This is a genomic window from Arthrobacter sp. STN4 (assembly GCF_024539665.1).
Classification (GTDB): Bacteria; Actinomycetota; Actinomycetes; order Actinomycetales; family Micrococcaceae; genus Specibacter.
In genome coordinates this window covers 22,272-34,573 of record NZ_JAKZGX010000035.1, presented here as the reverse complement: position 1 = coordinate 34,573, position 12,302 = coordinate 22,272, and the positions used below count along the sequence as shown (strand labels likewise).

The window sequence follows — 12,302 nt, the reverse complement described above, 5'->3', positions numbered from 1 at the left end:
AGGCCGCCGTCGTCGGCGCCGCCGACGAGACCACCGGCCAGGCCGTCGTGGCCTTCGTGATCCTGCGCGGCTCCGCCGCGGACGACCCGGACATCGTCACCACGCTGCGCAACCACGTGGGCCACGAAATCGGCCCGATCGCCAAACCCAAGACCATCCTCGTGGTCCCCGAACTGCCCAAGACCCGCTCCGGCAAGATCATGCGCCGCCTCCTCAAGGACATCGCCGAGGGCCGCGAAGCCGGCGACTCCTCCACCCTCGCCGACAACACCGTCATGAACCAGATCTCGGACTCCCTGAAGAAATAGAACAGCCGCCGAAATCCTTGCGATGTATTCCTTGCAGCGACCTCCATCGGCCGCCCACTTCCGGAATACTAGTGGCCCCCCTGCCGCCTTAGGTCCCCGGCATTTTCAGGATCATAGGTGCATCAATCAACTCAAGTTCGCCCTTCAGGCTGTTGGTAGGCTGATTAAATACCCAATGAAGAAACGCACCATCCCTCGTGGCGCCACGCCGCAATAACCCGGATGAACAGCCTCGAAGCCAGTGGCCAAAAGTCGTGGGCGGCCAGCGGCGGCTGGCACCGTTCGCCCGTGACCTGGATTTTCAGTTCCTGCCCAGGGCAGCTTTTCGCGCACTGATAATGGATCGACCCTCGTCTGGACACTGGCCGCCAGCCCCGATGGAACGTTGACGTCTGGGCCCGTGGGCTGAATCATCTCCACCGTGAACTCGGCGGGATGGCCGACCCTTGCACGTGCTGCACCGCGTGTGTCCCCGCTGACCACATGCATCCTCCTGGGCCCTGGTTGATGGCATCGGCGCGGTAGCTGGCAAGCTGCTGTCAGGCGCCGAATCCGGGAAGAGAGCGGCCTGAATTTTTCCTGTAATTCTGCATACTAGCCGGTAGTGACGTAGCCGAGTTTCTTGTCCACCTTGTTGATGAGAGTCCCACTTGACAACCACAGGCCCAAGTTCGTTTCAAACTGCCCTGCCAGGGTGTCTCGCCATCCCACCACATCACCTGACATATGTGCGGAAACATGGACATTTCCCATGCTCCAAAACGGGTGGTCGGCGGGCAAAGGTTCCTCGTTGAAAACATCGAGCGAGGCTGCGGCAACCTGCCCTTCGTGAAGCGCTTGGAATAGCGCTTTCTCGTCCACAAGTGCGCCGCGCCCCACGTTGACAATATGCGCGGTGGGTTTCATGCGTGCAAGCACCTCCGCGCTGAGAATTCCACGAGTGTCTTCCGTCAATGGCGCGATGAGCACCAAATGGTCCGCCCAGCCGGCATACGCTGCCAACTCGGAGCTGGACACCACTTTGTTGAAGTCGGGATCTTCCTCCCGCACGGTCCGGCCCACTCCGAGCACGTCCATGCCGACGGCCTTCAGCAGCCTCGCCGTCGCCCTGCCTATCCCCCCAGTGCCAACGACGAGGGCGTTCTGCCCAGCCGTGCGCTGCACCTCACGGTGTTTCCATACGTTCTGCCGTTGAAGGTACTTGCTGGCATGAATCTGCTTGTCGTGGGCGAGGATCGAGGCCAGGACAAATTCCGCGATGGGTCCGTCGAATGCTCCATGCGCATTGGTGACCAGCACACCAGACTGGCGCAGTTCATCGAAGAGCAGGCTGTCTACGCCAGCGGCCGCAACATGCACCCAGCGCAATGAATCGGCGTGATCCCACGCCTCGCGCAACGCCGTTGAAAAAAAATCCCACAGAAACAAGACCTGGGCGCCGGGAATGGCATCGGCCAGGCCGGCCGCGTCCGTTATCACGAGCTCAGCCTGCCCCCCAAGGGCGTCAAGATTGTAGGGAGGGGCCACGTCCGGGGACGTAAGAATAACAACCTTGGGCCGGTTCGCTGTAGCCGGCATCTCGTTTGATTTGTTCACTCCTCCATTCTAAGTGCTTTGCCTATTGTTGACAATCATTCAATCTTTGGGAAGAATCGTGTCATGACTTCACTTAGCCCCCTCCTTAAGCAAGCAACTCCCCTTGTGGTTGACCGTGCACTCGGCAGCTGGATCTACGCCACCGACGGCAAGGCCTACCTTGACTTCACCACCGGAATTGGCGTCACCAGTACGGGCCATTGCCACCCGCGAGTGGTGGAAGCGGCCCGTGAGCAGGTGGGCAAGATCATCCATGCGCAGTACACCACCGTGATGCACAAGCCGCTGCTGGCACTGACGGAGAAGCTCGGGAAGGTCCTCCCGGAAGGGCTGGACTCGGTGTTTTACGCAAACTCCGGTTCCGAGGCCGTTGAGGCCGCCATCCGCCTCGCGCGCATGGCCACCGGCCGCCCGAACATTGTCGTTTTCCAGGGTGGCTTCCACGGACGCACCGTTGCCGCAGCGTCGCTGACCACAGCTGGCACCCGCTTCTCGGCCGGCTTCGCCCCGCTGATGGCCGGCGTCCACATGTCCGCCTTCCCCTACGCCTACCGATATGGCTGGGACGAGCCCACAACAGTCGCCTTCGCCCTGCAGGAACTCGACTACCTGCTCCAGACCCGGACCGCCCCCAATGACACCGCCGCGTTCCTGATCGAGCCGGCCCTTGGCGACGGCGGCTACATTCCCACCCCTCCCGCCTTCCTCGAAGGGCTTCGTGAACGCGCAGACCGCTACGGAATTCAGCTCATTTTCGACGAGGTGCAAGCCGGCGTGGGGCGTATGGGCAAGTTCTGGGGCCATCAGTTCTCAACCGCGACGCCGGACATCATCATTACGGCCAAGGGCATCGCTTCCGGCTTCCCGATCTCGGCCATTGCCGCCTCCACCGCGACCATGTCCAAGGGATGGCCGGGGTCCCAGGGCGGAACCTACGGGGGCAACGCCGTCTCCGCCGCCGCCGGAGTCGCCACGCTGGACGTGGTCAAGGAGGAAGGTCTCGTGGAGAACTCCCGTATTCGCGGCGAGCAGCTGCAGGCGGGCCTGAAAGAAATCCAGTCGCGCTTCCCAGTGATCGGCGATGTCCGCGGCCACGGCTTGATGGTGGGCATCGAATTCACGGCAGCGGACGGCAGCCCTGACGCCGCAACTGCCGGCGCCGTCCAGCAGGCTACGACGGAGCAGGGCCTGCTGACCCTGACCTGCGGTCCGTCCGGCAACGTGGTCCGGCTGATCCCTGCGCTGGTCGTCACAGCCGAGGAAATCTCGACCGGTCTGGACCGCTTCGAGGCCGCTGTGGGGGCCGTCGTCGGCGCTGTTCCGGCTGCGGCAGGGGTCTGATCCTTCCCATGACTGACGCCGTTCATTCCCTGACAGGATCAGGCCCGGCACTGGACACCGCTGGCCTTCCCGGGCCCGGGGCGGCGGCTGAGCCGGCTGTCCTGGCACGGCTGGCGGCGGCCGGGGTGTCCGTGGACAGTTCCCCCCGCCGCTTGGCTGAATACTCCTACGACGCCTCCAACTACCGGGTGCCACCGCTGGCCGTGGTGTTCCCACGAACTGTTGAGGATGTCGTGGCTGCTGTTTCGGCCTGCCGTGAAACCGCGACACCACTGATCAGCCGCGGCGGCGGGACCTCCATGGCCGGAAATGCCGTGGGGCCCGGCGTCGTCCTGGATTTCTCCCGCCACATGAACAATATCCACGGTATCGACGAGGTGGCCGGAACCGCATCCGTGGACCCTGGCGTCGTGCTTGCCGCGCTCTCGCGCACCGTGGAGCAGGCTACCAGTGGCCGCCACACGTTCGCCCCTGACCCGTCCTCCAAAAGCCGCGCCACCATCGGCGGCTCACTGGGCAACGACGCCTGCGGGAATCATTCGGTCCGATATGGGCGCACCTCCGACCATGTGGCGGAAATCGACGTCGTCACTTCCGACGGAGCCCGGCTTACCGCGACTGCTACAGGGCTGGTCGCCACCGATCCCGGAGACACGGGGTCGGTGGCGCGCGCAGCGGCCCTGACCACCGCACTTAAGAACCTCGCGCACGCCCATCTGCTCGAGTTTCGCACCGAACTCGAGCAGATCCAGAGGCAGGTCTCGGGCTACCATTTGGCCCACCTGCTACCGGAACGCCGCTTCAATGTGGCCCGCGCCCTGGCGGGTTCCGAGGGGACCTGCGCCATCATCGTGGGCGCACGAATGAAGCTCGTACCCAAACCAGCCAGTGCGCTGCTGGTGTGTCTGGGCTATGCGGACGTGGTGGAGGCCGCCCGGGACATCGAGACCATTCTGGAGTTTTCGCCGGCTGCTGTGGAAGGCATGGACGAGGCCATTGTGGACACCATGAAGTTCCGCCGCGGCGACGCGTCCGTGATGGGCCTGCCGGAGGGCAAGGCCTGGCTGTATGTCGATCTCGACGGGGACAACCCAACCGAAGTCCATGAGGCCGCAGAACGGATGCTTGCACGCCTGAGGGACAATGGCCGGCTGGTGGACGGGCGCACCGTTCCCGACACGGCGGAACGGGTGTCCCTCTGGCGCGTCCGCGAAGACGGCGCCGGACTCTCCGCAAGGCTCTCCACAGGAGGCGAATCCTGGCCCGGCTGGGAGGACTCCGCCGTCGCGCCCGCGCGGCTGGCCGACTACCTCGCCGACTTTCGCGAGCTTCTGGCCCGCCACAGTCTCAAGGGTGTCATGTATGGCCACTTTGGGGCCGGGTGCATGCACATCCGCATCACGTACGATTTGCGTACCGACGCCGGCCGCGCCGTCTTCCGCCGTTTCACCAGGGAGGCCGCAGAGCTCGTCGTCCATCACGGCGGCTCACTCTCCGGTGAGCATGGCGACGGGCGGGCCCGCTCCGAGCTTCTGCCGGTGATGTACTCGCCGCAAATGCTGGATGCCTTCACCTCATACCGGCGCACCTGGGATCCTGTGGGCATCCTCAACCCGGGGTCCCTTACGGAACCCGACCCGATGGACGCCAATCTTGCCCTTGCAGGGGTTCCGCAGCGGCAGTGGCGGACCAGCTTCGACCTGCACCCCCATGGGCCGGCGGTGGAACAAAACGCGGCGCCGCAATCCCCCGGCGCGATAGATTCATGGGTCCATGCACTCCAAAAGTGCATTGGGGTGGGTCGGTGCCGCTCGGATGCCGGCGGCGTGATGTGCCCGAGCTACCGCGCCACCAAGGACGAGAAGGATTCCACGCGAGGGCGTGCCCGCGTGCTCCAGGACATGGTTCGCGGGGCACGCACGGTGGAGGAAGGCTGGAAGTCCGAGGAGGTTCGCGAGGCACTAGACCTATGTCTTTCGTGCAAAGCGTGCTCCACCGATTGCCCTACTGGCGTTGACATGGCCACCTACAAATCCGAGTTCTTCTCCCACTATTACGAGGGAAAGCGCCGCCCGCTCTCTCACTTTTCGCTTGGCTGGCTGCCGCGCTGGCTCAAGATCACCGGTCGGATCGCCCCGTTGGTCAACGCAGCGATGTCCACACCGCTGGCCAAGGCCGCCTCTGCGATTGGGGGCCTCACCACCAAGCGGGCACTTCCGCGCTTTGCCGGGGCGAACGAGTGGCGCCGGGAAGTTGCGGCGGCCGGCGTCGGCCCCGTGCGTCGGTGTGACGAAGGCAGCGGCGTCGGCGTGGTCCTGTTTGTGGACACGTTCACCCGGGGCTTCCGGCCAAAAGTGGCAGGCGCCGTGGCCCGCGTCCTGACTGCAACCGGCGCACCCGCGGAGTGCTCCGCGGACGCCTGCTGTGGACTGACTTGGATTTCCACCGGGCAGCTGGACACTGCCAAGAAACTCCTGGCCAACGCCGCCGCCACCCTTGACGACGGAACGGACCGCCCCATCGTGGTCGTGGAACCCAGCTGCGCCGCCGCACTTCGCAAGGACCTTCCCGAATTGGTCCACACGGAGCAGGCGCGCCGGGTCGCAGGCCGGGTGCGCAGTTTTGCCTCCCACATTGAGGAGCTAACGAAATCCGGCTGGAAACCAGCCCCGGCCCGGCCCCTGCCCGAGCAGGTGGTGGTGCAATCGCACTGCCACGAATACTCCGTCTTCGGCTCGGGCGTCCAGCGTACGGCACTCCAGGCGGTGGGTGTCGCCAACGTCGTCGAGGCCACGGGCTGCTGCGGCGTCGCCGGAAACTTCGGCTTTGAAAAAGAACATTTTGACATCAGCATGCAAGTGGCCGAACAGGCACTTGCGCCGGCCCTGCGCCAGGCGGAGGTCGGCGCAGCGGTGCTCACCGACGGCTTTTCCTGCGCCATGCAGGTTCAGCAGCTCGATGCCTCCAGGGTGAGCCTGCATCTGGCCGAACTGCTCGACCCTGGCAAACCACAGCAGTACCCACCCTCCGGCCGTGGCAGCAAGCCACTGCCCCAGAACCAAGCACAAGAAAAGGATCCCTCATGAGCATTCAGGCAACCGCGAACTCCCGAACCTCCCAGCAGGCGCTGGACGCCGTCGCGATGGTCAGCACCAATCTGTTCGTCGACGGCGAATGGACCGAAGCTGCTTCGGGCGCGCGGTTCGACGTCATCAACCCCGCCACCGAGGAAGTCATCGCCACCGTCGCGGACGGCGGCCCTGAGGATGCGCGCCGGGCGATCGAAACGGCCGGACGGGTGCAGAAGCAGTGGGCAAAAACTGCGCCCAGGATGCGCAGTGAGATCCTGCGCCGCGCCTTCGACCTGATCATGGCCAGGCAGGATGAGTTGGCCATGATCATGACCACGGAAATGGGTAAGCCCCTCGCCGAGGCCAAAGGCGAGGTAGCCTATGCCGCAGAGTTTTTCCGTTGGTTCTCCGAGGAAGCCATGCGCATCGGCGGTGACGTGACCACCACCGGCGACGGTAAGAACCGCATACTCGTTTCCAAGGAACCGGTGGGTCCGTGCGTCCTGGTAACGCCCTGGAACTTCCCCCTGGCCATGGGCACCAGGAAGATCGGTCCGGCCATCGCCGCCGGCTGCACCATGGTCTTCAAACCGGCCAATCTCACGCCTCTGTCCTCCCTGGCGCTGGTGGACATCCTGATCGAGGCTGGCCTGCCCAAGGGCGTGTTGAACGTCGTCACGACCACCAATGCCTCCGAAGTAGTTACCGCGTGGATGGAAAGCGGTATCGCGCGCAAGGTCAGTTTCACCGGATCCACCGGAGTTGGCGTCCGGCTGCTGGAGCAGGCGGCCAAGAATGTCATGCGCTCCTCCATGGAACTGGGCGGAAACGCTCCCCTCATAGTCTTTGAGGATGCCGACCTGGACCGGGCCGTGGAAGGTGCCTTCGCCGCGAAGATGAGGAACATGGGCGAGGCGTGCACCGCGGCCAACCGCATCTTCGTCCAGCGATCGGTAGCCGCAGACTTCTCGAGCAGGCTCGCCAAACGTCTCGGCACGTTGACAGTAGGCGACGGTGCACTGGCTGGCACCGATGTCGGACCACTCGTGGAGGCGAAGGCACTAAAAAAGGTCCAGGAGCTTGTCGACGACGCCGTTGCCAAGGGCGCCACCGTGGTCTGCGGCGGGTCCCGACCAGAGCGCAGCGGCTACTTCTACTCCCCCACGGTGCTTTCCGATGTCAGCCCGGATGCGGCCCTGATGAGCGAGGAAATCTTCGGTCCGGTGGCCCCCATCGTGCCCTTTGACACCGAAGAGGAAGTCATCCGGTTGGCCAACGACACCCCGTGGGGTCTGGCAGGCTACCTCTTCACCCAGGACCTCGACCGTGCTTTCCGCGTGGGCGACGAACTCGAAGTTGGCATGGTGGGCTTGAACACCGGCATAGTATCCAACCCCGCGGCCCCCTTCGGGGGTATCAAGGCTTCGGGTCTGGGTCGTGAAGGTGGACGCGTGGGCTTGGACGAATTCCTGGAGCTCAAGTACATGTCCATCCCCCGCACCTAGAGTATTAATTTTAGGGAAATCGGTCTCGGAAAATACGAATACGGCAGCTTCCAGAAACACAGGGGCACGCAGCCGATAGACTGCCTGCCCCTTGGTGATCTACCGCCCTCCCCGACCAACACAACCAAGCGAACCCGGGTCTGGAGCGGACCCCAGTAGGAGGATAAGCAGATGAGCGATCTAACCGAACTGACGGCTGTTGAGCTGTTGGGAGGATACAGGGACGGCACCGTCTCGCCCGTGGACGCCACCCAGGCTGCCCTGGATGCCATCGATACGGACAACAACGAGGTCAACGCCTTTGTTTCCATTAAAGCCGACAGCGCATTGCGGGAAGCCCGCGCCTCGGAAGCCCGATGGCGCATTGGCCAGCCCTTGGGGCCAGGCGACGGCGTGCCCACTTCGATCAAAGACATCTTTTACACCAGGGGCTGGCCTACGTTGCGCGGCACCAACCTCATCAATCCGGATTCAGTGTGGGACCAGGATGCGCCGTGCGTAGCGAGGCTACGGGAAACGGGTGCAGTGCTGCTTGGAAAGACGACAACCCCCGAGTTCGCGTGGAAGGGTGTGACGGATTCTCTCCGTTACGGATCCACGGGCAACCCGAGGGCCCAGGGTCTGACATCCGGCGGCTCTAGCGGCGGCAGTGCCACAGCCGTAGGACTCGGCATGGGGCCATGGTCGGTGGGAACTGACGGGGGCGGCTCGGTCCGTATCCCTGCGGCATTCACCGGGACGGTGGCCATCAAACCCACTTATGGTTTGGTTCCCATGTTCCCCGCCAGCCCGTTCGGAACCCTCGCCCACGCCGGACCCATGACCCGCACAGTTGCTGACGCGGCCCTGCTGCTGGATGTCATCACGGGCTTCGACTCTCGCGACTGGTCAGCTCTCCCGACGCCGGCCGGTTCCTTCCTCGACGGCCTCAATGACGGCGTCCGGGGCATGCGCATCGCGTTCTCACCCACTCTTGGCTTCGGCACCAACGACCCTGAGATCGAGCGGCTGGTCCGTTCGGCCGCCGAGGTGCTCGCCGAAGCCGGCGCCATCATCGAGGAAGTGGACCCAGGCATCCAAGATCCCGTTGAGGCCTTTCATATTCTGTGGTTTGCCGGCGCGGCCAAGGTGCTCGAAGCCTATGGTCCTAAGGCGATTAGTCAGGTGGATCCAGGGCTGCGCCGTTCCATCGAGGATCAGGGCGAAATCAGCACCTCCGACTTCCTCGGCGCCACCGCCGCCAGGATGGACTTGGGCGTCAAAATGGGACGGTTCCACGAAACCTACGACTTGCTCCTGACGCCCACCCTTCCCATCGCTGCCTTCCCCCGGGACCGCGACGCCCCAGAGGGCTGGCATTCGCCGAACTGGACCAGCTGGACGCCCTATACCTACCCCTTTAACATGACGCAGCAGCCCGCGGTCAGCGTTCCCTGCGGTTTCACAGAGGCCGGCCTCCCAGCAGGCCTGCAGATCATCGGACCGCGGCATGCCGACCACAAGGTTCTCCGGGCGGCACAGACATATGAGAAGGCAGCCGCCTGGGGCACAGAACGACCCGCGCACATTACAGCACGCCGCGGCTGATAAGCAAGAGTTCCTTATCAAGATGGCAAGTGTGGGCGGTCCAGGACTGGTGTGTGCTGGACAGCCCTTTTCGGAACTTTCGGGGTATCGCCCGGGCGGCGGGCGGGCGTGGAGCATTCGACCGAGCTGGCAAGCAATCCGCGGGCAGCTCCTGTGGGACCGCTGCGTCGCACGACCAGCACGCGCCCGGCCGCCAATTCACCGGCGAAGGCGACGTTCGACCATGCCCTGCAGTTCAGGCCGGGCCTCAAAGTGTTCACAGGCGCAGAATCGATGGTTGCCCCGATGGCCGCGAACAAGGTCGGTTGCTTCTCAGCGTACGCGCACATAATCCTTGAACTTGCGAGGAGGGGCGACGTACTGCCAGAGTGCCTCCAACAGCACAGCAGGGATGAAGGGTCCGCTCCTGGTTTTAGCTGTAGATGCGTTGGCTCTTTCCCCGGGTTCCCCCGGATTCCGGGCAAAGGATCACTTTTGTGCCAATATTTGTAGGCACCATATTCGCTGCGGCTTCTCTTCATTTTCGTGATAAATGTACTTGTTCGTATCCGGGTGGCTCAGGTGTAGTTTCGGGTCATGGCACGTCCGGACTTTCCGCGGTCGATTCGGCAGTTTCAGTCGAAGTCCGGGGGCGAACCGTCCTTCCTGGAACATTTTTTGCCTGCCGCTGGACGGAGGGGTCTGTTTGCCCACGGTGCCAGGGGCGTCGGGGCTGGCCCCTGTCAACGCGGACTCCTTCGGAATGTGCTGGCTGCCACTGCCAAACCTCGCTCACGGCCGGGACGGTGCTGCACAAGAACCATCTTCCACTCCAGGACTGGTTTTGGGCGGCTTACCTGATGACGACCAGCACGCCCGGGATCTCCGCGGTGCAGCTGCAGCGCCTGCACGGGCTCAGCCGCTACGAGAGCGCATGGACGATGCAGCACAGGCTGCGCCGGGCCATGGTCAACCCTGAGCGCACCCTGCTGACGGGCGAGGTCGAGGTTGATGAATGCGAGGTCGGCGGGGTTGAAAAGGGCCGCAGCGGCGGGCGCAGCCGGCTTGCCAAGGCGGCCCATGTTGTTCTTGCCGTTGAGGTCCGAGGCCGGGGCTCCGGGCGGATCCGCATGCAGGTCATCCCGGATGCGTCAGGACCGACCTTGTACAACTTCGTTCGTGACACCGTGGCACCTGGGGCGGTTGTCTACACGGACGGATGGGGTCCGTATGTCCTGCTCGCGAAGAAGGGCTACGAGCATCGGCCGCGCTCCCAAAGGGCCGCCAAACGCACCGGTGACACGGAACCTGTCCTGCCGCGTGTGCACAGGGCCATCAGCAACTTCAAGTCCTGGCTCCCCGGCACCCACCGGTTCGTGGGCAATGAACATCTGCAGGCCTTGACAGTTCGCCTTTCGCCACAATGGCCGGCCCTCACCCCACCCGTGTCAGTCTTCCAAAGCCTGCTCGGGCTCGAGCCGCACCGTAACCCCACAACTTTCCGGGAAATCGTGGCACAAGGGCTCGGAACCACCCGCAGAACCTGAGCCAAACGGATACGCTCGAATGTGCTTATTAGCTGGGCACGGCGAAGGTGGCACCCGCGATGCATGCAGCCGTGAATCCATCCCGCCGAAGGAACAAGTCCGAGGTGGAAGTTGAGTACCGATCGGTGCTGCTGCGCCGCTCGTAGCGTGAAGACAGGTAAATCAAGCATGAAGCCATGGCGAACCTGTCCGCACTCCCGGCTGTGTCGGTGGAGACATTGCGGGCTTCCCCGGCTTGCAAACCACCCGTTCCCCGCACCACGGCCACATCCACGGCCGCCGCGCCAAGGCCGGGGCTCGGGTTTGAATCCCTGCGGGACTGGCCCGCCAGTACCGGGACCCGATCATGGCCCTGCTCGCAGCAGCCTGGACCTGTGCCCCGTCCTCGAAGCTGGGGAACCGGTCCTGGCACGCCGACACCAGTCCGGGCCACGGCGTGGGCCCTGTGACCGGCAGAGGACCATTGAAAAGAGATGGCCCGCATCTACCTGCTCCCCGAGGTAAACGCGCGGAACCTGACACTATTGGACCTTTCATCCTCCTGGGCGACCGGCATTCACAACCCCTGGCGGTGCACGGATATTCCAAGGACAAGAACGTTTCACGGAACAGATCGACTGGGGAAACTCGCCACCCGCGCCGGCACCCCCTTCGCCGCCAAGATTCAAGTCCTGGCCAAGGGCGCTGACATGGTCACGGTGGGTGACCGGGTCATGCACCCCTCACCCAAATCACGGCATTGAAGAAAGCCACCCTGGGCTGGGTCGGTCTTCTGCGGAACACTGTCATCGAAGCCGTCGCTGAAGACCGCAGCCCCTTGCAAATGAGCTTGTGCGCTGAGTGGAACCTGGTCGAGATCACCCACCCGGCCTTTCCCGAGGGAGCCGTCCAAAACCAAACGAAAAAGCAGTGAACCCGCGCCGGTTCAAGGACACCGCCAAAACCGCGCTGCGGTTCGGGAAACCTTGGGGAAAGACAACATGGGCCAACACTTCACCTTGGCCATCACAGGCATCACACTTTTCTAGGGACGTAACCCGGATACCATGCGGAGAAGATTTTCAATACCCTCAAGTCCAGGGACCTGCAGATCCGCCCGAACAACCCCAACACCGAGACACGCACCCGCTCCTACGAGTTCCTGCGCATGCTCGCCAGCTACCTGACCCGGCATCTGCACGCCCCCTAGCACCCCTGACATTCACCGACGAGTACTGCCCCATTCCCGAAGAAGCCCTCATGCCCATGCAGCGCTCCACCGCCGCGGCACGCAAAGCCAGCGTGCTGGTCCGAAACCACGCAACCACCAGCAGAAAGTAGCCAGACACGAAAGAATCGAGTAGGAGGGGCGGGTTTCCCGCCCCTCCT

General features: G+C 63.8%; 6 protein-coding genes and 2 pseudogenes. 7 read left to right on the top strand and 1 reads right to left on the bottom strand.

Annotated features, from left to right (window positions below; translation table 11 throughout):
* A pseudogene (locus MMF96_RS17775) lies at nt 1–308 on the top strand (acetyl-coenzyme A synthetase); the annotation flags it as partial.
* A 594-nt stretch (nt 309–902) separates the two neighbouring features.
* On the opposite strand, the gene MMF96_RS17770 reads toward MMF96_RS17775, so the two are convergent.
* Entirely contained in the window at nt 903–1,886 is a 984-nt protein-coding gene (locus tag MMF96_RS17770; RefSeq protein WP_306295976.1) for a D-2-hydroxyacid dehydrogenase, read from the bottom strand.
* A gap of 81 nt (nt 1,887–1,967) precedes the next feature.
* Here MMF96_RS17770 and MMF96_RS17765 point away from each other — a divergent pair, with 81 nt between their 5' ends.
* The 6 genes and pseudogenes from MMF96_RS17765 to MMF96_RS17740 all read left to right on the top strand — a co-directional run bounded on the left by MMF96_RS17765 (nt 1,968) and on the right by MMF96_RS17740 (nt 11,847).
* Nucleotides 1,968–3,245, top strand: coding sequence for an aspartate aminotransferase family protein (locus MMF96_RS17765; RefSeq protein WP_176618480.1), 1,278 nt, complete (start codon nt 1,968–1,970; stop codon nt 3,243–3,245).
* Nucleotides 3,246–3,253: 8 nt separating this feature from the next.
* Complete coding sequence (locus MMF96_RS17760; RefSeq protein WP_256884293.1) at nt 3,254–6,331, top strand: FAD-binding and (Fe-S)-binding domain-containing protein; 3,078 nt, start codon at nt 3,254–3,256, stop codon at nt 6,329–6,331.
* Entirely contained in the window at nt 6,328–7,821 is a 1,494-nt protein-coding gene (locus tag MMF96_RS17755; protein WP_176618482.1) for an NAD-dependent succinate-semialdehyde dehydrogenase, read from the top strand. The genes MMF96_RS17760 and MMF96_RS17755 overlap by 4 nt, the downstream gene beginning before the upstream one ends.
* 171 nt (nt 7,822–7,992) lie before the next feature.
* Nucleotides 7,993–9,408: an amidase gene (locus tag MMF96_RS17750; RefSeq protein ID WP_176618483.1), complete on the top strand. Its 1,416-nt coding sequence runs from the start codon at nt 7,993–7,995 to the stop codon at nt 9,406–9,408.
* A 576-nt stretch (nt 9,409–9,984) separates the two neighbouring features.
* Nucleotides 9,985–10,934: pseudogene (locus tag MMF96_RS17745) on the top strand (IS1595 family transposase).
* Nucleotides 10,935–11,673: 739 nt separating this feature from the next.
* Nucleotides 11,674–11,847, top strand: coding sequence for a hypothetical protein (locus tag MMF96_RS17740; RefSeq protein WP_176618485.1), 174 nt, complete (start codon nt 11,674–11,676; stop codon nt 11,845–11,847).
* Nucleotides 11,848–12,302: the final 455 nt, after the last annotated feature.